Annotated in this window: 21 protein-coding genes; 4 read left to right on the forward strand and 17 right to left on the reverse strand. The window is 71.1% G+C overall.

The window, feature by feature from the left end:
• Positions 1-61: 61 nt before the first annotated feature.
• A complete protein-coding gene (locus tag AB0I81_RS24135; protein ID WP_360660191.1) occupies positions 62-1,639 on the reverse strand; it encodes a glycoside hydrolase family 31 protein in 1,578 nt (525 codons plus the stop codon).
• 171 nt (positions 1,640-1,810) lie between these two features.
• On the opposite strand from AB0I81_RS24135, the gene AB0I81_RS24140 reads away from it, so the two are divergent.
• Positions 1,811-2,851, forward strand: a complete 1,041-nt coding sequence (locus AB0I81_RS24140) for a LacI family DNA-binding transcriptional regulator (protein WP_360660194.1) — start codon at positions 1,811-1,813, stop codon at positions 2,849-2,851.
• Between the two features lie 179 nt (positions 2,852-3,030).
• Here the strand turns inward: AB0I81_RS24140 and AB0I81_RS24145 are convergent, their stop codons facing one another.
• The 7 genes from AB0I81_RS24145 to AB0I81_RS24175 form a co-directional block, all read right to left on the reverse strand.
• Positions 3,031-3,315 carry a hypothetical protein gene (locus AB0I81_RS24145; protein ID WP_360660197.1) on the reverse strand — a complete coding sequence of 95 codons (285 nt, stop codon included), beginning with the start codon at positions 3,313-3,315 and terminating at the stop codon, positions 3,031-3,033.
• A 620-nt stretch (positions 3,316-3,935) separates the two neighbouring features.
• On the reverse strand, positions 3,936-4,757 hold the full coding sequence (locus AB0I81_RS24150; RefSeq protein WP_360660200.1) for an MOSC N-terminal beta barrel domain-containing protein: 822 nt from the start codon (positions 4,755-4,757) through the stop codon (positions 3,936-3,938).
• Between the two features lie 219 nt (positions 4,758-4,976).
• Positions 4,977-5,708 (reverse strand): class I SAM-dependent methyltransferase, encoded by a 732-nt coding sequence (locus AB0I81_RS24155; protein WP_360660203.1) that lies wholly within the window; start codon positions 5,706-5,708, stop codon positions 4,977-4,979.
• 120 nt (positions 5,709-5,828) lie between these two features.
• A complete protein-coding gene (locus tag AB0I81_RS24160; RefSeq protein WP_360660206.1) occupies positions 5,829-6,638 on the reverse strand; it encodes a HEAT repeat domain-containing protein in 810 nt (269 codons plus the stop codon).
• A 207-nt stretch (positions 6,639-6,845) separates the two neighbouring features.
• Complete coding sequence (locus AB0I81_RS24165; RefSeq protein ID WP_360660209.1) at positions 6,846-7,448, reverse strand: response regulator transcription factor; 603 nt, start codon at positions 7,446-7,448, stop codon at positions 6,846-6,848.
• Positions 7,445-8,845, reverse strand: coding sequence for a histidine kinase (locus tag AB0I81_RS24170; protein ID WP_360660211.1), 1,401 nt, complete (start codon positions 8,843-8,845; stop codon positions 7,445-7,447). The genes AB0I81_RS24165 and AB0I81_RS24170 overlap by 4 nt, the downstream gene beginning before the upstream one ends.
• Before the next feature lie 181 nt (positions 8,846-9,026).
• Positions 9,027-9,596: a hypothetical protein gene (locus tag AB0I81_RS24175; RefSeq protein ID WP_360660214.1), complete on the reverse strand. Its 570-nt coding sequence runs from the start codon at positions 9,594-9,596 to the stop codon at positions 9,027-9,029.
• Positions 9,597-10,202: 606 nt separating this feature from the next.
• Between AB0I81_RS24175 and AB0I81_RS24180 the strand changes: the two genes are divergently transcribed.
• Positions 10,203-10,760, forward strand: a complete 558-nt coding sequence (locus AB0I81_RS24180; RefSeq protein ID WP_360660217.1) for a hypothetical protein — start codon at positions 10,203-10,205, stop codon at positions 10,758-10,760.
• 198 nt (positions 10,761-10,958) lie between these two features.
• Here AB0I81_RS24180 and AB0I81_RS24185 read toward each other — a convergent pair whose 3' ends face one another.
• Positions 10,959-11,534 (reverse strand): helix-turn-helix domain-containing protein, encoded by a 576-nt coding sequence (locus AB0I81_RS24185; protein WP_360660219.1) that lies wholly within the window; start codon positions 11,532-11,534, stop codon positions 10,959-10,961.
• Between the two features lie 120 nt (positions 11,535-11,654).
• On the opposite strand from AB0I81_RS24185, the gene AB0I81_RS24190 reads away from it, so the two are divergent.
• Complete coding sequence (locus tag AB0I81_RS24190; protein WP_360660224.1) at positions 11,655-12,560, forward strand: SDR family oxidoreductase; 906 nt, start codon at positions 11,655-11,657, stop codon at positions 12,558-12,560.
• Between the two features lie 13 nt (positions 12,561-12,573).
• On the opposite strand, the gene AB0I81_RS24195 is transcribed toward AB0I81_RS24190, so the two are convergent.
• Entirely contained in the window at positions 12,574-17,715 is a 5,142-nt protein-coding gene (locus tag AB0I81_RS24195; RefSeq protein ID WP_360660227.1) for a DUF4132 domain-containing protein, read from the reverse strand.
• Positions 17,716-17,791: 76 nt separating this feature from the next.
• Entirely contained in the window at positions 17,792-19,000 is a 1,209-nt protein-coding gene (locus AB0I81_RS24200; protein WP_360660230.1) for an MFS transporter, read from the reverse strand.
• Between the two features lie 169 nt (positions 19,001-19,169).
• Here AB0I81_RS24200 and AB0I81_RS24205 point away from each other — a divergent pair, with 169 nt between their 5' ends.
• On the forward strand, positions 19,170-19,637 hold the full coding sequence (locus AB0I81_RS24205; RefSeq protein WP_360660233.1) for a MarR family transcriptional regulator: 468 nt from the start codon (positions 19,170-19,172) through the stop codon (positions 19,635-19,637).
• A gap of 18 nt (positions 19,638-19,655) precedes the next feature.
• Here the strand turns inward: AB0I81_RS24205 and AB0I81_RS24210 are convergent, their stop codons facing one another.
• The 6 genes from AB0I81_RS24210 to AB0I81_RS24235 form a co-directional block, all read right to left on the reverse strand.
• Entirely contained in the window at positions 19,656-20,972 is a 1,317-nt protein-coding gene (locus AB0I81_RS24210) for an MFS transporter (protein ID WP_360660236.1), read from the reverse strand.
• Positions 20,973-21,112: 140 nt separating this feature from the next.
• Positions 21,113-22,018, reverse strand: coding sequence for a dihydrodipicolinate synthase family protein (locus AB0I81_RS24215; protein WP_360660239.1), 906 nt, complete (start codon positions 22,016-22,018; stop codon positions 21,113-21,115).
• 75 nt (positions 22,019-22,093) lie between these two features.
• On the reverse strand, positions 22,094-23,275 hold the full coding sequence (locus tag AB0I81_RS24220; RefSeq protein ID WP_360660242.1) for an enolase C-terminal domain-like protein: 1,182 nt from the start codon (positions 23,273-23,275) through the stop codon (positions 22,094-22,096).
• Between the two features lie 112 nt (positions 23,276-23,387).
• Entirely contained in the window at positions 23,388-24,452 is a 1,065-nt protein-coding gene (locus tag AB0I81_RS24225) for a LacI family DNA-binding transcriptional regulator (protein WP_360660245.1), read from the reverse strand.
• Positions 24,436-24,597 (reverse strand): hypothetical protein, encoded by a 162-nt coding sequence (locus tag AB0I81_RS24230; protein ID WP_360660248.1) that lies wholly within the window; start codon positions 24,595-24,597, stop codon positions 24,436-24,438. The genes AB0I81_RS24225 and AB0I81_RS24230 overlap by 17 nt, the downstream gene beginning before the upstream one ends.
• Positions 24,594-25,013 (reverse strand): helix-turn-helix domain-containing protein, encoded by a 420-nt coding sequence (locus AB0I81_RS24235; protein ID WP_360660717.1) that lies wholly within the window; start codon positions 25,011-25,013, stop codon positions 24,594-24,596. Before AB0I81_RS24235 ends, AB0I81_RS24230 begins: the two co-directional genes overlap by 4 nt.
• Between the last annotated feature and the right edge of the window lie 67 nt (positions 25,014-25,080).

Genomic DNA, 25,080 nt, shown 5'->3' on the forward strand with positions numbered 1-25,080 from the left:
TTCGATGAGCACCTGTCCCGGTCCGGGCCGAAGGGCTCGCGGTAGGTCATCGGCTCGACCGTCACGCGCCTGTCAGTCGCTCGAAGCGGGGGATGCGCGACAGGCCGCATGTCACCGTGACGCGTACCGGCCCTTCGACGACGGATCCGTCGTCACTACGCCAGCGGCCCGCCGGAAGGGCGACGGTTCGTTCCGTGGCGCCCTTCACGGTCACGGGTGCCACGATCAGGTCGGGGCCGAGGAAGAACTGGTCGGTGACGTCGTCCAGGCCGTCCGCGTGGTAGGCCATCGGGCGCACGATCGGCTCGCCGGTGCTCGCGGCCCGGTCCACGAGGGCGAGCAGGCGGGGGAGCTCCGACGCGCGGACGGCCAGCGCGTCGCGTACCGCGGCGAGGTGGACGTCGTCGAGGACGCGGGAGGGCAGGACCGAGAACTGCATCATCGGGCTGAGCGCGGCCGTCTGCGCGTATCGGACGAAGAACTCCTGATCGATCGCCTCCTGGCCGGTCATCGCGCCGATCTCGCCGCCGCCGATCATGTCGGGGCAGACGAAGGGGTGCCCGATCATGCCCTGGGCCAGCATCTCGGGTACGAGCGACCCGATCCCGGCAGGCCCCCAGAGCGGCGGCTTGTCCTGGAGGCGCTGGCCGAGCGGCTGGCCGCCCATCCGCCAGCAGGCGCGGAACTCGTTGAACGGATACCGCAGCCCCACCCGCGCCCACGCCTCGCACAGATCCACCGGCTCGGCCGGCCGGGCGGTGAGGTCGTCGGCCCGGAAGTCGCGGACGTCGCCGGCGTCGAACTTGAAGCCGTCCACGCCGGTCTCCTCGACAAGGGCGTCGAGCCGGTCCGTCATCCACCCGACGGCGGCGGGATCGGTGAGGTCCAGAACGGCGCTGAAGCCGTTCCACCACCGCCGGACCGCGGTCTCCCCGGAGCGGTCGCGAAGGAGCAGGCCCCGGCGTTCGAGCTCGCGGAACGCGGCGGAGTCGGGGCTGACGAACGGGACCACCCACAACATGACCGAGCAGCCCCATTCGTGCAGCTGCCGGATCATGCCCGCCGGGTCCGGGAAGCGGGTGCGGTCGAACCGCCAGGTGCCGTAGTCCCGCGCCCACAGGTCGTCGATGAACACCACGCCGGGCGGCATGCCGGCGGCCAGCAGGTCGCGGGCGAACCGCAGGACGCTCTCCTGAGTGGGTGTGTACGGGTGCTCGATCCACGTGTTGTACTGCGGAGCGGCGAACAACTGCCGGGCGGGCGCCGTGCCCGACGGCGGGAAGAACCGGCGCGAGGCCGACAGGAAGGCATCCCGCAGCGAGCCGCCTTCCCGGCTGACCTGGAGGTCGCGTCCCGACAGCCGCAGCACGCCGTCCTCGAACGCGAACGCGAAGGGCCGCTCCGACCAGACCACCCGTCCGTGGGTGGACAGCAGCACCGGGCTGCTCTGGTTGGACGGCGCGGCGCCCCTGGAGCCGTGCCCCTCCGGCGTGCCGAGATCGCGGGCGAACGGCCGCCGCCCGCCGTACGGCATCGACAGGCCGTCCTCGGCGGCGCCTCCCCACCAGCGCTCGTCCGCCTCCACGGCCAGCTCCAGCTCATCGGGAAGCAGCGCGGGCTCAGGGCGGGAGATCGTCATCGGTTACCTCTTCAGCAGGTGATCGACTTCAGCAGGTGATCGACGAGATGCCGCTCGTGATACGTATCGTTCGTTACGTACCGACGCTAGAGGACGCGGCCGGTGAATGGCAAACGGGACGCGATGAAACGATCCGCGCCGGTGACGCCGCGTCGGCTACTGTATGGGGCCATGGCACCAGGACGGCGGGGCGGTCGCACGGCCCCCACCAGCAGGGACGTTGCCGCACTCGCAGGTGTCGCGCAGAGCACGGTCTCCGCGGTGATGAGCGGCAACCGCACCGTTTCCGCCGAGACCCGCCGGCGCGTGGAGGAGGCGATGCGCACGCTGCGCTACCAGCCCAACGCCGGCGCCCGCACGCTGCGCACCGCCAGAACGAACGTGATCGCGCTGATCGTTTACCTCGGCCCGCAGATCGATGCCTCGGAGACGATGCCCTACATCGACACGATCATCGAGGAGGCCCGCAGGCTCGACTACGACGTCGTGCTGAGCACCAGGCGCGAGGGCCCGGCCGGTCTCACCCGCCTGGCCGGCCGCTCGATCTGCGACGCCTTCGTCGTCATGGACGTCCAGACGCACGACGACCGGATCCCGGCGGCGGCCGAGCTGGGCCTGCCCGTCGTCCTCGTCGGCCGCCCGGCGGACCCGCGCGGCCTGGACGTGGCGGACTTCGACACCCGGCGCTCGGCCGAACTGCTGGTGGACGAGTTCGCCGCCACGGGACACCGGCACGTCGCGATCCTGGGGGAGCCGTCGGAGGAGCCGGAGCCGTTCCAGTTCGTGCAGGACTTCTACGCGGGGGCGCGGGAACGCGCGGCCTTTCACGGCATGGAGCTGAGCGTCGTACCGCGCCGGTCCAACACCTGGGACGGCGTCGTGGCCTGCGCGGACCGGCTCCTGGCCCGCCGCGAGGACCGGCTGGGCCTGATCGGGCGCACACCCGGGGTCACCGACTGGCTGGCCCGGCTGCTGCGTGAGCGGGGCCTGGTCGCCGGGCGGGACGTATCGCTGGCCGGCGTGTGCACCGACGAGACCGCACTGTCGTACGAGCGGCCGATCACGAACGTCTCGCCCCGGCCGCGCGCGGTGTCCAGGCTGGCGATGCGGCTGCTCTTCGCACGCCTCCGGGGCGACGGCGGGCCGCCCCACCTGGAGCTCGTCGAGCCCGAAGACCTGGTACGGCGCGCCACCACCACCCTGTTCGCCTGACAGGCGCCCCTCTTGCCGCTGGCTCGCAGTTGTGCCATAGTCTCGACCTGCGATCGATACGTATCGCATCGATCGTTCCGTAGGGAGGGCAGAGGGTCTGCGATGCCGCGCACCCCTCTCATCTCCTGACGGCCCGCGGTGGTGGAGGCAGGACCACGATCGCCGGCCCGACCGCGGGCTCAGCCAAGGGGTGAATCGCCGAACGTGTGGGTCCGGTGGTCGATCACCGTGGCGGAGAGGATCTGCGCGCTTCGTCCTGCCCGCTTCTCCCGCGCGGCCTCGGGCAGCCACACCGGCGTCCGCTCGTCGAGCGGGTAGATCGCGACCCGTACCTCCGCCGTCGCCGCGCCATGGGGCGGGGTGATGTCGATGTCCCACGGCGCGCCGTCCCAGAACAGGTCTTCCGTACGGCCGCCGACGGTCGCGACCGCCACGTCACCGACCAGGTCGAGGCGCAGCAGCACGCGCTCGCCCGCCAGCGTGTCCGTGGGTACGGTGATCGTGTACCGGGCGGCGTGGCGGCGAACGTGTCCGGGTCCGGCGCCGAGGCGCGGCCGGGGACGGTGATCGGGCCTACCGGCGGCGGCTTGGCCTCGGCGGTTCGCACCACCTTCACGGGGACGGGCGGGCGGGGCGCGCCGAGGTGGTGCCGCTCGAAGGCATGCCCGCTGAGGACGTCGGCCGTCACGGGACCGGTGCTGATGGCGGCCGGCTGCTCGTCCTCCAGTACCACGATGTCGGGGGACGCGGCTGTAGTGCAGTTCGCCGGTGGCGGGGATCCAGCGGCGGCCGTCGCGCCAGAGGGAGCGGCTGGTGAGCGCGAACCCGGGGCGCGGGTCCTCGGCGCCGGCCATGGCGGGGCGGGTCTCGGGGAGGTCCCAGGGGACGTGTTTCACGGCATGGGTGGCCGGGTGGTTCATGTGAGCCCTTCAACGAAAATGTTTTAAGCGTACATATCACCAGAGTCGGCACGCTCGCTGACGTGCTCCCGGAAGCGGCCATCGCCATAGCGGTCAAGCGGCGTTGATCGAGCGGCGTTGATCAAGCAGCGCACCGAGCCTCCGCCGGCTCAGCATGGGCCGGTTCAGGCCAGGACGGTGACCAGGTCGCCGAGCCGCAGTTCGCCCCGGCCCCGGGGGACCAGGCGGATGCCGAACCAGGTTTTGCCGGCCCAGCTGCGGTGGCGGGCCAGGGTGCGCAGGGGCTCCTTGCCCTTGTGGAAGGTGACCGGGTCGTAGGTGGTGGCGGCGCAGCGGTCGCAGCGTTCCGAGACGCGGAAGGCGAGCGGGCCGATGCGGATCTCGCGCCAGTCGTCCTCGGCGTACGGCGGTGCGCCGTCGATGACGAGGTTGGGGCGGAACCTGGCCATGTCCAGGGGAGCCGGCGGGTCGTCCTGCCGTTCCATGGCGCCCTGGAGGATCCACTCGTCCAGGCGGTGCAGCGAGGAGCGGGAGGTGAGCAGGATGGGGGCGTCGCCGGCGAGGCTGAGCACCTCACCGGGCAAGCCGCCGTGGGAGGCCGGGACGGCGCGGCGGTTGGGGTCGTCGAGCCAGACCAGGCGGGCGGGTTTGCCGAGCAGGCGGGTGAACCAGGCGTGGGCGTCGGGGTGGGCGAGTGTCGCGGTGTCCAGCTCGGGGAAGCCGACGGGAACGTTCGCTCCGGTGGCCGGGGGGACCTTCAGCAGGGGCAGTCCCGGCGCGTCGAGGAGCAGCCCGTCCACGTCCGTGACCGTGGCGACGACGGACAGCAGCCGGGGATTCTCCCCGAGCCAGAGATCTTTTCCGTGCTCGTCCACGACGGCCCAGCGCCGGTCTTCCGCCAGCCCCCAGGGCTCCACGACCGTCGACTCCACCACCCACCCTGAAACCGACTTGACCGGATATTTCCGGATCTCAGCTAGCTCCATCCCGGCACCTTACGTCCGAGAGGACACTTTCACGAGACTCAGGCTCACAACCCAGCTCGGCGCTCCTCCAGACGCCACCCATTCCGAACGGGACAATCGCGGTGACGTCGCCACCGGAGGCGCTTCGGGTCAGGCACCACCCGAGCCCCGGCCTGAAAGGTTCACGAAACCACGGCGCGCCCTCCCCGCTTACCTGCCTTCTACTGGACCTGACATCTCTCAGAGGCGATGGGCGCGGTAGATCCGGGTGACATACGGCAGATCGAAGGTGCCGGGAAGTTCGGCCGTGAGCTTCCGTACGGCGTCCTCGATCTCACGGCGGCGCTCTTCGGTCGCGGTGAGGCACCAGGACCGGGATCGGATCAGCTCAAGCAACGAGGCCGCCGTGTGCGGCCGGCTGTGCGTGACCTCCAACCGCTCGACAGGCCCGAACATCTCGCCGAACGGCCGATCCGGCAGGCGCCCGTCCACGTCCGGCCTGTTCCGGTACTTCGCGACCAGCCGGGTCAACTCGGCCACCCACCCGACCGATTCGTCCCGCAGATTCCACAACGGCGCGAACATCCCTCCGGGACGCAGCACGCGGGCGATCTCGGCATGCGCGGGCTCCGGATCGAACCAGTGGTAGGCCTGCCCGGCGACAACCGCGTCCACCCCGCCGTCGGCCAGGGGAATCTCCTCCGCCGAGCCCGCGACGACAACGGCTCCCGGCAACCGTTCAGCCAGCTTCTCGCGCATCTTCGGATCGGGCTCGACGGCCGTCACCTCATGACCCAGCCCGGCCAGCACCTGCGTGAGCAGCCCCGTCCCCGCACCCAGGTCCACGACCTTGACGGGCGCGGGGCCCAGCGCCCATTCCAGCGCCCGCTTCGGATAGGACGGCCGGATCCGGTCATAGGCGTCCGCAGCCACTCCGAAGGACAGGCGCTGACGCTCGAAACTCTCCTTCATGAGGCCATCGTGGCATGAGAACGCGCCTAGGTGATCTTCACTTGGCTGCCCATGGACGAGGACGGGTCCGCCTCTGTGCGGAAATCTCCACTCAGAGTGTCGAGGCGTGAGCGCGCTCGATCAGAAGGGCGGATCATGGCGGCACCCTTCGTATCGGTTGGGCTGGGCGCCGATGGACAGGATCTCGTGGGCGCGCTCTCGCATGGCCTGTCGGTGAGAAGCGAGTGATGTGTCTTCCAACAGCGAGATGATCGCCAAGGCGGCGGATTCGCGCACCTCGGGGTGGGGATCGTCCAGCAAAGGCTGAATGGCCGGAAGGCAGGCAGGGCGGATCGTGCGGACCTGGTGGTGTTCCGGAAGGAGGTCGAACCCGAAGCGGCGGCTGGCGGCTTCGGCTTCCTGACCGACGTCGTTGAGCACGGTGACCATCAGTTGGAGCAGCCCTGCCCGCAGAGAGGCCGGTCCGTCAGCGTGGTGTGGCGGTACGGGTAGAGGCACACGGTTGGTGCTGGGGTCCGCCAGGAGTGCCGCGATCACGATCATCGCCGGAGCGGTCGCCTCGGCGATGGAGTTCTGGTGGTTGATCGCCTCACTCAAGCTGTGGAGCGCGCGGGCCTTGGCCGTTGGCGTGCCGTGGATGAGCGTGGTCAGCGAGTCCGGGACGCTTGGGCAGCCCTCCTCGGGGCCGATGAGCACTTTCAGGTGCTCCCAGTCGGTGTCAGCGATCAACCGGCGCAGACCGAGCAGACCGAGCGGGCCGAGCGGGCTGGGCGGGCTGGGCGGGCACTCGAAGGGATCGATGGAGCTCACTCGGAAAGTATTCCGCTCATCCGGCTCGGCCGCTGGGTCTTCCGGGCCGGACGGTGGTCGGCGGAGGGCGCCCTGAGCGGCCGGAATGTGTTCGGGGGTGATCACGAACACCTCAGCCATCAGCCCCTTCAGCGCCGATGCCCTTGGATGTCCTGGTGCTCGTATCCGCGCGACCTGCCCCGGTCGGGCGGCGGCAGCGTCGATCCCCGGTCGGGCTGCAGCAGCGTCGGCACCCGGTCGGGCGGCGGGCGGCAACGTCAGTTGGCGGCAACTCTGGTTGTCAGCAGCTTTGGTTGTCAGTGCACCCTAGAAGGTTGACAGGGCGTCCTATATCCAGCCCTCCTCCCAAGCCCGGTGTGCGGCCGCATGGCGGGAGGTCATGTTCAGCTTGGCCATGGCCGCCGACAGGTAGTTGCGCACCGTGCCCGGTGCCAGGTGTACCTGCTCGGCGATCTCCTTGATCGACGCCCCGGTCCGCGAGACTCGCAGCACCTCCAGCTCCCGGTCTGACAGGGGACAGTCCTGCTCGGTCAGCGCCGAGGCCGCGATGTCCGGGTCGACGTAGCGGCGCCCGCCCGCGACGTCCCGGATGATCTCGGCCAGCTTGGCCGCGGGCGTGGTCTTCGGCACGAACCCGCTCACCCCCGCCGACAACGCCCGCCGCAGTACGCCCGGCCGCGCGTGCCGGGTCACCAGGACGATCTTCGTGGCCAGCTCGGCCCGGATCTCCTCCGCCGCCCGCAGCCCGTCGGCCGGCGGCATCTCCAGGTCCAGGACTGCGATGTCGGGACGGTGCTCGCGCGCCAGCCGTACCGCGTCGGTCGTGGTCGCCGCCTCGACGGCGACGGTGAGATCGTCCTCCAGTTCCAGCAGGGCGGCGAGCGCGCCTCGTACGAGGTCCTCGTCGTCGGCGAGCAGCAAGCGGATCATCGTTCCTCCATGCTCACCGGGAGGCGGGCCTCCACGACGAAGCCGTTGTCCTTGTGTTCCCAGACCAGGCCGCCCCCGGCAGCCTCCAGCCGCCCGGCCAAACTCCGCAACCCGCCACCCCCGATCGAGCCGCCACCCCCGATCGAGCCGCCACCCGCGACCGAGCCGCCACCCGCGACCGAGCCGCCACCCCCGATCGAGCCGCCACCCCCGGCCGAGCCGCGGCTCCCGGAGGAGTCGCCATCCCAGACCGGGTCGCGGCTCCCCGCCGGGTCGCGGCTCCCCGCCGGGTCGCTGTTCCGCGCCTGGTTGTTGTCCCGCGCCGCGTCGCTGCCGCCTGCCGAGCTGTCGCCTGTCGAGCAGCTGCTCGCCGAACTGCCGTCTGCCGCTGCGCCGTCGTTGGCCACTCGCAGGATCGCGAAACCGTCGTGGATGTGGAAGCCGACCTCGGCGTGGCGTGCCCGGCTGTGGCGCAGCACGTTCGTGGTTGCCTCTCGCATCACCAGGCCCAGCAGGTGGCGGGCGCCATCCGGTAGGGCGTCGGTGTCCCCGGCCCGCATGGACGCCTCGACGCCCGCCGCGGCCAGCACCTTGGTGGCGTTGGCGATCTCGGTGTCCAGGCTCGTACGGCGGTAGCCGTGCACCACCGCCCGCGTGTCGCGCAGCGCGTCGGCGGCCAGGCGCCGTACCTCCTCCATCTCGGCGGCGGCCCGCTCCGGGGCGGCGTGCGCCAGACGGGCCGCCAGCTCGCTCTTGAGCGCGATGACCTGGAGATGATGGCCCTGAATGTCGTGCAGGTCGGCGGCGAAGCGCAGCCGCTCGTCCTTGATGGCCAGTTCCGCCGCCATCCGGCGGGCCGAGTTGAGCCGCTCGGCCACGTCCCAGGACCACATCATGCCGAGCGCCACCCAGGCCACGAACGCCACCAATCCGGCGGGGAAACCCGCCCCGTACCAGACGTCGTCGCCGGATAAGGCGCTGACCAGGCCGCCGGGCAGCGCCGCCACGGCCGCCCCGACCGCGGCCACCCGCCAGCGGCGGCTCGGCGGCAGGAACATCGCGGTCACCGCCACCATCGTCGCCGGCGCCAGCGCCCAGCCCGCGTACTCACGCTGCCCGAGCAGGATCGCTCCTCCCAGCGCCGCCGCCATGCCCCCGACCACCAGCCACCCCACCGGCATCTCGCCGCCCTGCGCTATCCAACGCCCCGGGGCCGGCCGATCTAGCGCCACGCCGTCCTGCGCCGGCTCCGCCAGGCGGTGCGTGAACAGAACCGCGCTGACCACCACCACCGCTGCCAGCGTCATCCCCACACCGACCCTGACCGCGACCGGCGCCTGCTCCTCAAGCACCCACTGTGCCGCGAGGAGGATCAGGAACGATTCGGTGCTGCCCATGAGACTCCACCAGGTGTAGCGGCGGAAATTCCGTAGCCCGGTCCTTGGGTCGACCGGCATCGGCGCGTCAGCCACGCCGCCATTCTCGCAGCCCTCGCCACACCTCTCGCCGGGGAAGGCGGCCCGCTGCCCGCCGGCTGAGGACAGGCGGGCGGCCGGGCGGTTGGGATGGTTGGGACGGTCAGAGCATGAGGACCAGTTCGGCGGCGATGACGATGTCCACGACGCCGCACCATTCGGCGAAGGAACGGGCCACGACCTTGTCCAGCTTCAGGTGCACGAAATCCCAGACGCCGTGCAGGAACCAGCCCGCGGCCACCACGTAGCGGCCCAGCTCCGGATCGATGACCAGGCCGATCAGCGCGAGCCCGCCGAAGAACAGCATGCCCAGCGCCTGGACTTGGAACTGGCCGTCCTTCCAGAGTTGCCCGTCCACTCCGGCCCAGACCAGGACGGCCAGCGCGACGGCGGCGAAGAGGGCGGCCGGTGAGATCACGTCCAGAATCCGCAGACCTATGACGGAGGCGAGCCCGATGACCAGCCCCGGCCAGGTCGCCTCGCGCCGCCGCAGCTTGGCGATCACGAGGTACAGCAGCGACAGGATCGGGAGGATCTGGGCGAAGGAGTGGACTCCCTCGACAGTCTCGCTGCCGCCGAAGGTCAGCGCCGACATGGCCAGAGCGAGCGCGGTGGGCCAGCGGCGCAACAACCAGCTGGCCGGGCTCAGTCGCTGGGGTTCGGGATTCGTCATGACACTGCTCCTCCAGTACCTGCAGGGGGTATCTACGAGTGCCATCCTGGAAGAGACCAACGTGCAGAAGTAGTGCCGGATCAACAGCAGCGAACGTGGCAATGTCACCCGGTTTCGTGACATCTGTCATAAGGGGATGCGGCGCTATGGCCGTCAAGAGGCACCTGACATGCGGCGGGGTACCCGCCCATCGCCGGAATGGATGCCGGGCTGGTCGAGCGCGCCCGATCGGCCGGTGTGTCCGCGCCTGACCCCCGCGCGGCGTTGTGGCGCCAGCGCCTGCCCGCCGACGACAACGCCACCTGGCACCGGCGCGTGCCCCGCTTGCCGTCACCGTCGATAGGTATGTGAGACGACGCCGCAGCCTTGTATTGGAATGTCCCGAACCGGAGCGGCGACGGCGAATCCGTCCGCGCGCGTCGAACGCAGGCCGGACGAGATCGGGTTCGTGTGCGTTCTCCGCGAGGACCGTACTGGGCGCAGAGTCAGGAGTTGATGCCCCGACTCTCCGGCTCGGCAATGAAGTGTCCGGTTGTGGTCAGTGGCAGGTCCGTGACCGCGGTCATGGGCGGACGGATGCTGGAGTGCAGAAGGGAGGCACCGACCATGCCGAACGACCTCATCGAGCGGAAGAACAGCCTGCTCTTCGCATGGATGGACCACACCGGGCGCGGCTGGCTCACCCGCGAGGACTACGAGCACATGTCCGACCGCCTCGCGGCGCTGGGCCGCCCCGAGGAGCGGCGAAACCAGGCCGCCGTGCGAGAGGACTTCATGCGCTGGTGGCCGATGCTGCAGGAGGCGGGCGCCGTTGACGCCGAAGGGCGGGTGGGCAGAGCGGAGTTCCTGGCCTGCATGCGCGCGAACGTCGCCGAGCCGAAGCCGTTCATCGAAGGCGTCGTCCTGCCCCTCGCCGACCGGCTGCTGAAGACGCTGGACACCGACCGCAGCGGCATGCTCTCGTACGAGGAGTACGTGCGCTTGTACGAGGGGCTGAACGTCCCGTCGGACACGTCCGGGCCCGCCTTCCATCGGCTCGATCGGGACGGCGACGGCGCCATCAGCCACGCCGAGTGGTGCACCGCCATCGAGGAGTTCTTCCTGAGCGGCGACCCCGAGGCCCCCGGCAACTGGCTGCTCGGCCCGCCACAGCCACCAGGCTGAGCCCACCACCGGCCCCGGGGAGCCAGCGCCTGCTCAGCCAGCGCCCGCTTGGACGGTGCTGGGGACGCGCTCACCGTCGGTTTTCGGTCGGCACCTGCAGGGTGGCGGCGAATGCCGACTCAGGGCACCGGACCGCGTACGCGATCCCAGCAGCTCGGACCGCGTACGCGACCCCGGGACACCGGAACGCGTACGCGATTAATGGGTCGTCGTGCGGACGCCCTCGATGGCGAGGCGGAGCAGTCGGGTGGCCTCGCCGGCCGGGTCAGAGCCGCTCTCCGTGGCCAGGGATATTGCGTTGACCAGGGTCAGCAGCTCGATGATCGACACGTCGGGACGCACCGCCCCGGCGCCCACGGCCAGGGACAGGAGTTCGCCGCCCGCGTCGACCAGCATCGCCTCGCAGGTGCTGTCCGGTGGCGGCTCCGACTCTCGCCCGCCGCCGAGCAGCGAGCGGGCCAGCCCCCGCGTGGTCGCCCCGTAGACCGCGACCGCCTCCAGCCAGTGCGTGAGCGCGCTCCCCGTGTCCGGGCTCTGACGCATCTCCCGAGCCTGCGCGCACAACGCCTCGACCCGGTCGTGGAACACCGCCTCCAGCAGCGACTGCCGTGAGGGGAAATGCCGGTGCAGGGTCGCCGAGCCGACGCCCGCCCGCCGCGCGATCTCCTCCAGGGACGCGTCCGCGCCATGCTGGGCAATCTCGTTCTCGGCCGCGGCCACGATCCGGTCGTAGTTGCGCCGCGCGTCCGCCCGCCTCGGCCGTTCCAGTGCCACGCAAGGTCCCTTCGCCAAAGTGGGGTGTCGCCCCACTTCAAGTTGCCAACTGGGGCGTCACCCCATATCGTACGTGTCATCGAAACGGAGTACCACCCCACTTCGCATGAAGGAGACATCATGACGGTTGCCCTGGTGACAGGAGCCAGCACGGGCTTCGGCCGTTTGACCGTGGAGACGCTGGCGCGGCGAGGCCATCAGGTCTTCGCCGGGCTCCGCGACATCGGCGGGCGCAACGCGAAGGCCGCCGCGGAGCTGACCGCGCTCGCCGCCGCCGAGGCGCTCGACCTGCGGGTCGTCGAGCTCGACGTGACCGACCAGTTCTCGGCCGACCGCGCGGTCGCCGCCGTGATCGACGCGGCCGGACGGATCGACGCGGTGGCGAACAACGCCGGCATGATCTTCCCCGGGCCGGTCGAGGCCTTCACCGCCGAGGAGGCGCAGCGCCAGTTCGACGTGAACGTCTTCGGCGCGCTGCGGGTGAGCCGGGCCGCCCTGCCGCAGCTGCGCAGGCAGGGCGTCGGCGTGCTGATCCAGGTCGGCTCCACTTCGAGCCGGGTCACCATTCCTTATGGCGGGCTGTACGCGGCGAGCAAGGCCGCGCTCGGCAGCCTGACCGAGGCATGGCACCACGAACTGGCACCCTTCGGCGTCGAGTCGGTGATCGTCGACGCGGCCCCGTACCCCACCAGCATCGGCGCCAACGCCGTCCCACCGGCCGACACGGCACGGTTGGAGGCTTACGCCGAGGGGTTCGGCGGCTTCGTCACCGAGCTCACCGCCCTGCAGACCCAGGCGCCGGCGGACCCCCAGACGGTCGCCGACGCCATCGTCGCCGTGATCGAGTCACCTGCCGGGAAGCGCCCGCTGCGCACGGTCGTCGCACCCGCCCCGCAACGCGACGCGATCGAGACACTCAACGCGGCCGCTGTCGAAGCCGCCCGGACGGTGAGCGCCGACATGGGAGTGTCCGCCTTCCTGGCGCAGGACCCCAGCCCGGACCGGCGCCCCGCCCGGCAGAGCTGATGCGCCAACGCCGTCACTCCAGCCGGGCAGCGGCCACCAGTGGCTCGGAGGAACGGAGGAAACGCAGGTCCTCCATGACCAGGGCGGCATTCGTGGCGCCGCCGAGGCGGAGGGCCGGTGTCAGTGTGTCCAGGTCGGGCCAGTGGGACGGGCGGAGGTGGACGCGGTAGCCGTCTCCGGCGGGCTCCAGGGTGAGGGCTTCGCCGATGGCGAGCCTGCTCTCCGGAAGGTGGGTCGCGGTCGCGCCGGCGGCTCGTTCCAGGGCGGTGACCGAGGTGACACCGGTGGCGATGGGCAGGGTCGTGTCCGGGGCGGCGGCATGTTCGTGCAGGTCACGTAGGCGGGCGGCGGCGGTCGTACGGGCGGGGTGGTTCTTGGGCAGGCGGTCGGCCAGGAGCCGAGCAGCGCGGGCGACGCGACCCAGCGGCGGTACGAACCCCAGCGGTGATACGGACCCGAGCGGCGGTACGGACCCCAGCGGTGGTACGGACCCGAGCGGCGGTACGGACGCCAGCCGTGGTGCGGACGGGCGCTCGCTGAGCAGGGCGATCAGCGCATCCAGGGCGTCCTCGGCGCCGGAGGTGAGGGTGGCCCACTGCTCGGTGGTGAGCGGGGTGAGCCGGGGGTGGTGTTGCGTCCAGTACGCGAGCGCCCGGTCCAGGTCGGGACCCGTACGCCAGAGGTCGGCGGGGTCGTCGGGCATGAGTAGTTCGACGACTTCGATGGCCTCGGCGGTGGTGGTGAGCGTTTCCAGGGTGAGTGCGGCGACGCGCAGTTCGATCTCGGTCAGGTCGAGTTCGCGGGCGCGGGCGGTGTCGCCCTCGTGGAAGGTGGCGACGCGGCCCCGCGCCCAGCCGTCCGGCCAGGAGAGCGTGCGGGCCGAGGTGGACAGCAGGACCAGGCACTGAGCCGGTGACAGGCCGGTGGCCTCGGCGAACGCCCGTACGGTCGCCTCCCGGTCCACGGGCGGCGGGCCGTTCTCGGCGATCAGGTGGAGCGCTCGCCGCAGCCGGTCCTGGTCGCCCCAGCCACGGCAGGTCCGCAGCTCGACGACGCGGTTGCGGGTGAACAGGAGCGAGTCGGGGTCGTGGGAGGTGTGCAGGAGCGGGTTGGGGTTGTCGGGGGTGTGCAGGAGGGCCGTGACCGCGTACCCGTGCCCCACCTGTTCGTGATCGGCGACGGCGGCGGCCATGATGGGGCCGCGGCCCGAGTGGATCTGCCCGAGTTCGTACTCCGGGCGCAGCCGGGCGACGTGCCAGGTGCCGTCGGTGCGGAGGAGTCCGGGGACATCGGCCAGTTCCAGAAGTCGCGCGCGCCCGGCGCCGTTGCCCCATGCGGCCTCAAGGACGGCGGCGCCGAGGCGGCCCAGCGTGTTCTCAACCCCCTTGACGGCGGAGGCGTCGAAGGTCGCGATCTTCTTGTCGTACGGCACATCGACGGCGGCACGGGCGAAGTGGACGATCCTGGCGTACGCGGAATCGGGCTCCGGATCGTTGGGCGCGGGGGAGTGTTCGGACTGGACGGCTGGCGCCGCGGAGGTGGAGGGCTGTTCGGAGTGGGCGGCGGGCGCTGCGAAGGTGGAGGGTTGTTCCAAATAGGGGTGCAGGTGGGGTGGTGGGGTCAGTGCCAGGCGGGTCAGCAGGGTGAGCGCGCGCTCGCGGCATTCGACGGCCGTCCACACCAGGAACGTGACGCCCTTCATGAGCGACTCGTCGGTGATCTCCGGCAGGAGCGGGCGGAGCCGTCCGGCCAGCTTGTCGCGGGCGGCGTTCTTGGCCCGGTAGTCGCTGTCGGGGTCCAGCACCCGCATGAGGTCGGCGGCGAGCGCGGTGTCCGCGACGTCGATCAGGGCCTGCGCCTTCTTCTCGTCCACCGCGCGCAGCGCCCTGGACCCTTCGGGGTCGCGCGGCCGCATCGCCGACCACCAGCCGGGCGGCGCGACCAGGCGGGTCCCGGACGCGTAGCGGTGGCGCGCGACCGTGCTGATGTTCTCGGCGCCGTCGTGCTCGGGCACCTTGCCCCAGCCTCGTACGTAGCGGCCGATGGTCCGCCTGGCCGGGTCACGCAGCTCGATGATCCGGCCCCGGCCGCGCCACACGGTGGCCTCGGCGCCACCGGGGAAGGCGACCCGTTCGCCGTCGGCCGGTACGAAGTGGCGGGCGGCGGGGTGCGAGCTGCCGTGCGGGCAGTGCGGGCCGCCGTGGTCGAGCATGGTCACCCGGCCGTTCACGGCGATCAGGCAGCGGTCGTAGAGGGCGCGCGCCTCGGTCCGTTCGTGGGACCGGCTGGAGACGTGCTCGTAGGTGCCGAAGCCGTGGGACGGGCCGACTCCGTCCGGCGTGACGACGGAGGCGCGGAACTGGTGTTCCCAGAGCCGGCCGGACTCGATCAGGAGCAGGTCGGTGCCGCTCTCCTCCAGGTAGTCGGTGATGGTGCTGACGTGGCCGGGTACGAAGGCGGGCAACTCAAGCTCGTCGAGGACGCCGCCGCTCAGCGTGGCGGCGAGGGCGCGGGCCGGGTCCGTCCCGGTCGCGATCGTCCGTACGCTCTCCAGAAGGAGATCGGGGGTCGCGGCGACGGTGAACCGCTCGGCGTCGCACAGGGCGGCGTGCGCGTCGGGAAGCCCTTGATCGGGGACCCGCCCGGCATGCTCGGCCAGGATGGCGGCGACGATCCGCGCCGTTCCCGGCGTCGCGGTCAGGGCCCGTACGGTCTCGGGGGCGGTCTGCTTCGGGACGGCGGGCTCGGTGACGTTGAGCTGGTTGGTCACGTTGCCCACGATCGCGTCGCGCAGCAGCGGAGCCCAGTCCGGGTCGGCGGCGACGGCGGCCAGGCCGGTGCCCGCTCCGGCGGCGAGCCGGTCGTACAGCTTGAACGTGTGCAGCAGCCGGGGCCGCGCGAGCGGGACGCCGCACTCCAGGAGGAGATCGAGGAGCGGGAGGTCGGCGGCGGTCTCCTCCCAGCGGTTGACCTCGTCCTCGTCCGCTCCCAGCACCGCCTCGTGCTCGTCGCAGGTGAGGCCCGCCGCGCGCAGCCGCCCGCCGGCGTCGTGCAGGAGGTCGCCGAGACCGGCTACGGGGAGCGCGAGCCCCGCGTACCGCTTCAGGAAGCGGCCGAGCCAGACCTTCGCCGCCGCCCCGGGGCACGTGGTGAACGGGTCGGTCAGGCCCGCGCCCGCGAGGTTGCCGATCAGGAGCGACACCGCCGCGCTCCTGGCCTCGGGAGTGTCGTCGGAGGGCAGCGGCAGGGTGCCGAGGAGCGCGCGGCCGATGGCGGCATCCGTCCGTGCCATCGGGCCGAGCAGCGCAAGGACGAACTTCCAGAGAGACTTCGGGGCCGACTCCATGCAGCCGCTCTCCAGCAAGGCCCGTACGGCGCGTTCGTCCTCGGGCCCGCCGGGCGCGTGTCCGGCGGCCTTGGCCAGCGCCGCCCAGCCGTCGGCCAGGGCCAGCGCGCCGTCCGCGCCGTCCGGGACCTCCTCGCACCACGCGGTGAGCAGGCTACGGTGCCAGCGGTACGCGGCCGGGGCGGGATGGCGGGCGGCGAGCCGCTTGCCGTGCTTCTTGAGCGTGGCCGTTCCGGCGGCGTCCGGTCCCGCGGCGAGATGCGCCGCGATGAGCGCGGCCTCGTCGACCGGCAGCGCGTGCGCGTCCTCGGCGGCGCGGGCCTTGTCGAAGAAGGCGGCGGCGAAGCGGGCGCTGCCCGCGGCGGCCAGGATCCGCGCGCACTCCTCGTGGAACGGCGGCAGCAATTCGGGCGCGTGCGTCTCCAGGCCGTCGCCGGTACGGGTGAGCGCGGTGCGCGCGAGACCGGGCTTGCGCGCGGCCAGCCCACGGGCGGCACGCAGGTCGGTGTGCGCGGCCAGGATGCGGGCGCGGTGCGCCGGATACCGGCGCAGGGCGGAGGCGAGGAAGCCGAGCGGGCCCGCGTGTACGGTGCCGACACCGGTCTCCGCCACCGGGTCCAGGTCGTACAGCGACTTCTCGGCCTTGTCGCCCTCGACGGCAGCGCGCCGGACGAGTTCGACGACCGGCTCGTCCAGGACGGAGTGCTCGTAGCGGACGGCGACGCACGCGTCCTCACCGGAGCCCGAGCCGGAGCCCGAGCCCGAGCCCGAGCCAGAGCCAGAGCCAGAGCCCGAGCCCGAGCCGGAGCCAGAGCCAGAGCCAGAGCCAGAGCCTGAGCCTGAGCCGGAGCCAGAGCCAGAGCTGGCGGGCGTGCCCGGTAGCACCGCGTCGGCGCGCAGCAGCACCTCGCGCGTGGGGCCGGTGCCGCCGGAGGGCGCCACGGTGCCGGGCTCGCCCTGGTGGGCGTCGCAGTAGCGGGAGTACGCCTCGGCCGCCTCCACCACCGGCTCCATCTCCTCCACGGTACGGCCGGCGTACAGAGCCATGAGGATGCGCACGCCCTCGGACCAGGCGATGTCGCCGATCTCCCGGCCGCCCGCGCTGAAGCTCAGCTCCGCGAGGTAGGCCGGGCTCATCGGCCCGCTCCAGTCCAGGTCGATCTCGACGCCGAGCGGCTCGGGCGCGTGCACGGTGAACCGCGCCCTGTCCCCCCTGATGCGCCCGCCCAGCTCGTGCACGCGGCGCTCGAACGCGGCGCCGCTCTCGTACCGGGCGTCCATGTACCCGAAGGTGTCGACCACGCCGATCGTACGGTCCATGCTCGCGGGACGCGTCCACACCTCGCGGCGTACCTGCTCGACGACCTGCGTGAGATACCGGCCCCGCCAGACGGGCAGTTCGTCGCCGAGCAGCAGCGGGTGCGGGATCGCGAAGGCGTCGGCGCCCGTCCACGCGTCCTCGCGCAGCAGCGCGCAGCGGCCCAGGTCGGGCGCGCCATCGACGATCGGGGCGATGACCAGGCCGGTCAGCGTCTCGCGCCACACCGGATCGTCCCACACGGCCGCGAACACCGCGGCCGGGACGGGCAGGGACCGCACCATCCAGGACTCGACCCGGTCATGCACCGCCCGCGCGTGCTCGCCGAGCCGGTCGCAGAGGGCGGCGAGCCGGACGGCGGCCGGGTCCTTCCTGACGTTGGCGGGCACCTTGGCCAGCATGTGACCGGCGGCCGTCCGGCAGGCGAGCACCGGCCGCCGCGTTCCCTCGACGGTGAGCTCGTGGCCCGTCGCGATTCTGATCCATCCCATGGCATGCCATTGTTGATCATCCCTAGGACATTTCTTCGGGAAACGGGGCGAATCCGGAACGGCTGGCGCGTGCCGGTTATGGGCGGGCGGCTTCGGCGGCCGGTGTGCTCACCGGCTCGGTGGCAGGCTGCAGTGATCGGGCAGAGCGGTGTTCCAGGCGCTGCGAGACGAACGCGAGGACGAGAGCCGCGGCGGCGAGCACCGCGCCCACGGCGTTGGGGGCGGTGTAGCCGTACCCCGCGGTGATCACGACGCCGCCGAGCCAGGCGGCCAGGGCGTTGCCCAGGTTGAAGGCGCCGATGTTGGCGGCCGACGCCAGGGTGGGCGCGTCGTGCGCGAAGTCCAGGACCCGCTTCTGGAGCGGCGGGACGGTGGCGAAGCCCAGCGCGCCGATGAGGAAGACGGCCACGGCCGCCGCGGCCTTGTTCTGCGCGCCGACGGTGAACAGCGCCAGGACGACCGCGAGACCGCCCAGGGCCGTGTAGAGCATCGCCATGAGCCGGCGGTCGGCGAACCGTCCTCCGATGAGGTTCCCGGCCACCATGCCCAGTCCGAAGAGCACCATCAGCCAGGTGACGGAGGAGTCCGCGTACCCGCTGACCTCGGTCATCATCGGCGCGATGTAGGTGATCGCGGCGAAGACGCCGCCGAAGCCGAGCACGGTCATCGCCATGGCCAGCAGCACCTGGGGGTTCATGAACGCCGCCGCCTCCCGCCGCAGCCGTACGCCCTCGGGCGCGGGCAGGTCCGGGACCAGCTTGGCGACCCCGGCCAGGCCGGCGACGCCGAGCCCCGCGACGATCAGGAAGGTGACGCGCCAGCCCGCGCTCTGGCCGACGAACGTGCCCAGCGGGACGCCGACCACGTTCGCCACGGTCAGTCCGGTGAACATCAGGGAGATCGCCCCGGCCCTCCTGTCCGGTGCCACCAGTCCGGCGGCCACCACGGAGCCGATGCCGAAGAAGGCGCCATGGGCCAGCGAGGCCACGATCCGGCCGATGAGCATGACGGCGAAGACCGGAGCCGCGGCGGAAATGATGTTCCCCACGATGAACAGGCCCATGAGCAGCATCAGCATGTTCTTACGAGAGATCCTGGTACCGAGGATCGTCATGATCGGCGCCCCGATCATGACGCCGAGCGCGTAACCGGTGACCAGCAGGCCGGCCGTCGGCACGGAGACTCCGAGGCCGCCGGCGACCTGGGGCAGCAGCCCCATGATCACGAATTCCGTGGTACCGATCCCAAAGGCCCCGATGGCCAGCGCCAGCAGTGCGAGCGGCATGACAGAAGTCCTTACGATGCAGACGAGGAAAGAGCGCTTGAGCGCTTTACATGCAAGGACAATAGTTGCACACGCCGTATATCGCAAACGCGGTATACTGGCGTGTGTTACCAAGAGGTGCCGTTCCGCAGTGCGCCCCAGCCGACCTCCCGGAGCGAGGAAGCCGACAATGACCGCCACAGACCCTGCGATGACCGCTCTCGCCCACAGCTGGTGCGCGCTCTCCCTGCTGCACGGCCGCATCGAGAGCAGCATCGAACGCAGGCTCCAGGCCGAACACGACCTGAGCGCACGCGAGTACTCCCTGCTCGATGTCCTCAGCCGGCAACACGACGGCGAGGGCGGCCACCTGCAGATGCGTCAGGTCGCCGACGCCGTCGTGCTCAGCCAGAGCGCGACCACCCGCCTGGTCACCCGGCTGGAGAACCGCGGCCTGCTCTCCCGCTACCTGTGCCCCACCGACCGGCGCGGCATCTACACCGACGTGACCGACAAGGGCAGGCGCCTGCTGGAGGAGGCCCGCCCCACCAACAACACGGCCCTGCGCGAGGCCCTCGACGCGGCGGCCGCCGTACCCGAACTCGCCCCCCTCGTCCGGGCGGTCGAGCAGTTGCAGAGCCGTCCGGCCCCCGCGTGACCTTTGTGGCCCAGGGCGTCAATCAGGGTCGGGCCGGTTGGAGTACCGGGTGAACGCGACTCCGGCGAGCGACACCAGGCACACGATCGCGATGATGAGCAGGCCCCCGCTCGCTGTGCCGGTTCGCTCCTGCACCTGCCCGAGCAGCGTCGGGGCGACGAATCCGCCGAGGTTGCCGACGGAGTTGATCAGGGCGATGCCCGGCGCCGCGAGCGCGCCGGCCAGGTACTGCTGGGGGATGTAGTAGAAGGACGAGGCCGCGACCTTGAAGCCCATGGCCGCGACACTCAGCGTCACGATGGCCAGTACGGGCGAGACCATGGCGGACAGGCCGAGACCCACCGCGGCCAGGACGAAGCCGGCACCCAGCACGGTTCTGCGCAGCCCGGTCCGGTCCGCGATGCGGCCGGAGGTCAGGACCGCGACGAACGCGAACACGTACGGCAGCACCGCGATGACGCCGACCTGGAACTCCGACAGCCCGCCGATACCACGGACGAAGCTGGGCAGCCAGAAGGTCACCGAGTACTGGGCGAGCTGGGCCGCGAAGTAGATGAAGCACAGCAGCAACATCTGCGGGTCGCGCAACATCGACCATCGTGAGGGCGCCTCGCCCAGGTCGCGGGCCGCCGAGCGCTCCTGCGCCTCCTCGTCCAGCAAGGCGATCAGCGCGGTGCGCTCGCGTTCGCCGAGCCATGACGCGTCCTGCGGGCGGGACTCGAGCCGGAACCAGACGAGCGCGGCGATCAGTACCGAGGCGAGCCCCTCGATCAGGAACAACCACTGCCAGCCGCGCAGCCCGAGCAGGCCGTGCATGCCCAGCAGCGCGCCCGACATCGGGCCGGCGATGATCGCGGCGATGGTCGAAGCTGCGTAGAGGTAGGCGTTGGCCCGGCCCCGGAGCGCGTTGGGGAACCACTGCACGAAATAGAAGATCACCCCGGCGAAGAAGCCGGCTTCCGCGACGCCGAGCAGGAGTCGCAGCACGTAGAAGATGAGCTCGTTGTGCGCGAACATCATCGCCGCGGACACGACCCCCCATGAGGCCATGATCCTGGTCAGCCAGAACCTCGCCCCGTACTTCTCCAGCAGCAGGTTGCTCGGTATCTCGAAGATCGCGTACGTCACGAAGAAGAGCCCGGCCCCGAGACCGAAGGCGCCCGCGGAGATGCCCGAGTCCGTCTCCAGCGCTTCCTTGGCGAAGCCGATGTTCACGCGATCGATGTAGTTCGCCACGAACATGACCATGACCAGCGGGATGATGCGCCGGAAGGCCTTGTGTGCGGCGATGGACGCCTGCGTGCGGTCGATTGCGGAATCGTGGGGACGCGACATGAACGCCCTTCTCTCTGGTAGTCACGATCGAATGGAGACGATGGATCCATTCCGGGGGGACACGGGGGTTGGTTCGTCATCGGCAGGCGGCGCGGCAGGTCGTCCGCCGTACGCGTGGTTGTTCGGCTTCCCGGCGGCCGTCAGGTGAGGTCCGCGACGGACCTGTCGACCTGCGCGACCAGCCGGTCGATCTCGGCGAGATCGGTGGGGGTCAGCCGCGGGCCCGGCGTGCGCACGGTGGCGTGGCGGATCGCGCCGCGCCTGCGCATGACCTCCTTGCGGGCCGCGATCCCGAAGGAACCCATGGCCTCGTAGCGCAGGAGCGGCAGGTACCGGGCGAAAAGGCGCTCAGCGCCGTCCAGGTCCCCGGCCGTGTGCCGCCGGTACACGCCGGACAACATCTCCGGGTAGGAGAAGCCGGCCATCGGCCCGTCCGCGCCGCGGGCGAGCTCCAGGGGCAGGTACATCGCGTTGTTCCCGGTGAGGATCGGGACGCGCCGGCCGGTGGACTCGCGCAGGCGGCCGATCTTGCCGAGCGACGGGAGGTCCTCCTCCTTGATGAGCTGGAGCTGCGGGAACGTGTCGATCAGGCGGAGCATCGCCGGGACGGACATCCACACGTCCGAGGCCTGCGGAAAGTCCTGCAGCACCGTCGGCACGTCACCGATGCGCGTGTAGACGGCGTCGAAGTAGGCCAGCAGGTCCTCGTCCGTCTTCAGGCCCGCCGGCGGCGCGATCATGACGCCGGCCGCGCCGTGGTCCATGACCTTGGTGGTGAGCTCGCCCAGCTGAGCCAGGCTCGGGCTGCTCACCCCCACGACCACCGGACGCGTCCCCGCGTTCCCGATGAACCGCGCCGCGACGGCCACGGCCTCGCCGGAGGTCAGTTTGCCCGCCTCACCGCTGACGCCGAGCACGGTGAGCCCGTCGGCGCCGTGGCGGAAGTAGAACTCGCAGAGTGAATCGATGCTGTTGCCGTCTATCGCGCCCGTCTCGTCGAACGGGGTCTGGGCGACGATGAAGACACCTTTGGCAGCCGACAGCACATGGCCTCCTGTTTTCGCTGATCAAGTGGAAGGTTCGTCCAGGGCCGCCGGGGCAGCCCGTACGCGGGCGGTACGTCAGCGCACGTCCTCGAAGACGTGCTTGCGCGTCGTGTGCGCCGCGATGAAGTCCCAGTCGTAGGTGACGCCGAGCCCCGGTCCCGTCGGCACGCCGACCGTTCCCGCGGCGTCGATGCAGTCGATCTGGTCGGTGTAGCCGCAGGCGTACACGGGCGGCACGATGTTCGGGCAGTCCGGTCCGACGAGTGCCACCTCGTAGAAGTTGCTGTTCCTGATCGCGCCCATGACGTGGCGATGGGCGGGGCCGACGGCGTGGATCTCGACGTCGAGCCCGAGCGCCTCGGCCAGCCGCGCGGTCTTGATCGCGCCGGTGATGCCCATGTCGTACTCGGGATCGACGCGGACGAAGTCCGTGCCGCCCGCCAGCAGGAAGTCGGCCTTCGGTTCGAGCCCCCGGATGTGCTCGCCGATGAGCAGCGGCGTGCGCAGCATCTCGCGCAACTTCTTGTGCGCGTGGGCGGACAGGCCGGTGTCGCGGTAGGGGTCCTCGTACCAGAAGTAGCCGGCGTCGTCGCAGGCCCTGCCGACGTGGAGCGCGTCGGCGAACGTCTTGAGATCGCACGCGCCGTCGTACATGAGCGTCATCCGGTCACCGACGGTGTGCCCGACCTCCCGGATCGCGGCCGCCTCCGCCACCGGGTCCCCGTCGAACCAGCCGTGCAGCTTGAAGGCGCGGTAGCCCAGGTCGTAGCAGTGACGGGCGAAGTCGGCGTACGCCCGCGGGCTGTCCAAGCCGCCCTTCCGGTCCCCGTGGAACGTGCTGGCGTACGCCGGCAGCCGCGTGCGGTAGCCGCCGAGCAACTGGGACACCGACGCCCCGAGCCGCTTGCCGGTGAGATCCCACAGCGCGATGTCGACCGGGCCGTGACCCATGTGGTCGAAGTGGTGCAGCCGCCGCTTGAAATCGTCGTAGATGGCTTCGCGCATGTCCGGGTCCCGGCCGAGCAGGTCTGGGGCGAGCATCAACGTCTGCGCGAGGGCCGGGCGGGTCGCGCCCCACATGGCCACGTACTCCCCGCGTGCCCCGTCGTCGGTCTCGATCACCACGGCGTACTTGGCGAGCGTCAGGCGGGCGCCCTTCTCGTACGCCACGTGGTTGTGCGTGTACTTGCCAGCCCCGCTCAGGTTCTCGACTTCGTACTCGAAGTCGTGGACTTCCACTCGTGTGATCCTGCTCATGCCGCCTCCGATGGGTAGCGCTACCATTGGCCTGGAACGGTAGCGCTACCATCGCCGGATCACAAGAGGTTGCACGTCACGGGCTCGTACGATGAGCCCGGAAATCAGAGAGTCAGGCGCTCTCGCGGACCACGAGGGAGAAACCGATGTCCACCACGCGGCGCGACACTCGCCGTCCCTGGGACTTGTCGAGCAGGAACCTCGCGGCCTGCCTGCCGATCTCGGCGCCGTCCACCCGCACGGTGGTCAGCGGGGGAGGGGTGTCGGCGGCGAAGTTCATGTCGCCGTAGCCGATCACCGCGAGGTCGTCCGGCACGGACAGGCCGCGCGCCTGGGCCTCGATCAGTACGCCGAGAGCGATCGTGTCGGACGTGCAGAAGACGGAGTCGACCTCGTGCTGCTCCAGCAGCCGCGACAACGCCCGTCTCCCCTGGCCGAGGGTGCTCGGCGCCGTTATCCGCACGATGGGAACGGTCGCGGCCTCCGGTTCCGCTCCGCGCGTACGAGCCACCTCCGTCGTGAAACCCCGGGCGCGGCGGCTCGCCATGTGGTCGTCGGCGGCGATGACGGCCGTGCGCCGGCGGCCGATGGTGTTCAGGTGCGCGGCGGCGGCCGCCCCGACCTCCTGCTGCGCCACCCCGGCGAGCATGTCGAGCGGTCTCGACGTCATGCCCCAGGTCTCCACCACGGGAATGCCGGACGAGCGCAGCCGCTTGCGGCCCTGCGCCGAGTGCATGGTGCCGGTGAGGACGATCCCGTCCGGCCGCCTGGCGATGATCGCGTCGAGCAGGTCGGATTCGCGCGCATTGTGGTAGCCGCTCTCGCCGAGCAGCAACTGGTAGTCGGCCTCGTTCAGGGACGTGGTCAGCGCCTGCACGAAATCCAGGTAGATCGGTGAGGCGATGCTCGGCACCACCAGCGCCCCCAGCCGGCTGCGGCTCGACGCGAGGCCGCCGGCCAGCAGGTTGGGCACGTATCCGGTGTTGTCCACCGCCTGGCGCACGCGGGCCAGCGTCTCCGCCGAGACCCGATCGGGCGAGTTCAGCGCCCGGGAGGCCGTGATGGGCGCGACCCCCGCGACCCGCGCCACGTCGGTCAACGTGGTCCGGCCGGTCCCTCTGCGGGTCCGCCGCACGTTCCCCTCTCCCGGCTGACCACCATCAGGACTGCCCGACATGAACCTCAGAATAGCCCTTGACGGCGGGCCTCACGCCGTCGCGCCCGTCCACCGCGCCGTCACCGGCGAGGGTGCCGTTCCAGCCCCGACCACCGATCCGAAGCGAACCGACGGCCTGACCCGGCGCCAACGTGCCGGGGTTCATGGGTGGCGTCGTATGGACAGAGCCTGGCGCCAGTGCTCGGCCGCCTGTCCCATGTCGCGGCCGAGGAGTGCGAAGAACTGGCCGGTGGTGCGGAGGCGGTCGCCGGTGGGTGTGTCGGCCCCGAAGATGCCGACCCCGTGCCGGGCGGTGTCGGCCCAGGCGGCTATCGAGGCGGCGCTGGCCGACCAGGCGCGATACCAGACATCGACGTCGACCAGATACCGCACCCGGCGCGCCTCCCGCTCGCTGGCGATCATCCCTCGCTGCTCCAGCCACCTGGCGGCATTGGAGATCGTCGCCGGGCTGACGTGCAGGTGCCGGACGAGTTCCGTGGCGGTCAGGCTGCCGCCCTCGCTGAGGAACAGCGCGGCGAACACCCTGGCGGTCATGGGCGCCATCCCGGCCTCGATCATCATGGCCGTGAACTGCTCTTCGAACTCCCGGGCCGTACGGACGTCGCGGTTGTCGGTGGTGTGCGGGACG

The sequence above is a fragment of the Nonomuraea sp. NPDC050404 genome (assembly GCF_040655495.1).
Taxonomy (GTDB): Bacteria; Actinomycetota; Actinomycetes; order Streptosporangiales; family Streptosporangiaceae; genus Nonomuraea.

What these genes read in the sequence shown, in the direction of transcription:
- AB0I81_RS24135 (WP_360660191.1), bottom strand. Translation starts at nt 1,639, where the DNA reads ATGACGATCTCCCGCCCTGAGCCCGCGCTGCTTCCCGATGAGCTGGAG.
- AB0I81_RS24140 (WP_360660194.1), top strand. Translation starts at nt 1,811, where the DNA reads ATGGCACCAGGACGGCGGGGCGGTCGCACGGCCCCCACCAGCAGGGAC.
- AB0I81_RS24150 (WP_360660200.1), bottom strand. Translation starts at nt 4,757, where the DNA reads ATGGAGCTAGCTGAGATCCGGAAATATCCGGTCAAGTCGGTTTCAGGG.
- AB0I81_RS24155 (WP_360660203.1), bottom strand. Translation starts at nt 5,708, where the DNA reads ATGAAGGAGAGTTTCGAGCGTCAGCGCCTGTCCTTCGGAGTGGCTGCG.
- AB0I81_RS24160 (WP_360660206.1), bottom strand. Translation starts at nt 6,638, where the DNA reads ATGGCTGAGGTGTTCGTGATCACCCCCGAACACATTCCGGCCGCTCAG.
- AB0I81_RS24165 (WP_360660209.1), bottom strand. Translation starts at nt 7,448, where the DNA reads ATGATCCGCTTGCTGCTCGCCGACGACGAGGACCTCGTACGAGGCGCG.
- AB0I81_RS24170 (WP_360660211.1), bottom strand. Translation starts at nt 8,845, where the DNA reads ATGGGCAGCACCGAATCGTTCCTGATCCTCCTCGCGGCACAGTGGGTG.
- AB0I81_RS24175 (WP_360660214.1), bottom strand. Translation starts at nt 9,596, where the DNA reads ATGACGAATCCCGAACCCCAGCGACTGAGCCCGGCCAGCTGGTTGTTG.
- AB0I81_RS24180 (WP_360660217.1), top strand. Translation starts at nt 10,203, where the DNA reads ATGCCGAACGACCTCATCGAGCGGAAGAACAGCCTGCTCTTCGCATGG.
- AB0I81_RS24190 (WP_360660224.1), top strand. Translation starts at nt 11,655, where the DNA reads ATGACGGTTGCCCTGGTGACAGGAGCCAGCACGGGCTTCGGCCGTTTG.
- AB0I81_RS24195 (WP_360660227.1), bottom strand. Translation starts at nt 17,715, where the DNA reads ATGGGATGGATCAGAATCGCGACGGGCCACGAGCTCACCGTCGAGGGA.
- AB0I81_RS24200 (WP_360660230.1), bottom strand. Translation starts at nt 19,000, where the DNA reads ATGCCGCTCGCACTGCTGGCGCTGGCCATCGGGGCCTTTGGGATCGGT.
- AB0I81_RS24205 (WP_360660233.1), top strand. Translation starts at nt 19,170, where the DNA reads ATGACCGCCACAGACCCTGCGATGACCGCTCTCGCCCACAGCTGGTGC.
- AB0I81_RS24210 (WP_360660236.1), bottom strand. Translation starts at nt 20,972, where the DNA reads ATGTCGCGTCCCCACGATTCCGCAATCGACCGCACGCAGGCGTCCATC.
- AB0I81_RS24220 (WP_360660242.1), bottom strand. Translation starts at nt 23,275, where the DNA reads ATGAGCAGGATCACACGAGTGGAAGTCCACGACTTCGAGTACGAAGTC.
- AB0I81_RS24225 (WP_360660245.1), bottom strand. Translation starts at nt 24,452, where the DNA reads ATGTCGGGCAGTCCTGATGGTGGTCAGCCGGGAGAGGGGAACGTGCGG.
- AB0I81_RS24230 (WP_360660248.1), bottom strand. Translation starts at nt 24,597, where the DNA reads ATGAACCCCGGCACGTTGGCGCCGGGTCAGGCCGTCGGTTCGCTTCGG.
- AB0I81_RS24235 (WP_360660717.1), bottom strand. Translation starts at nt 25,013, where the DNA reads ATGATGATCGAGGCCGGGATGGCGCCCATGACCGCCAGGGTGTTCGCC.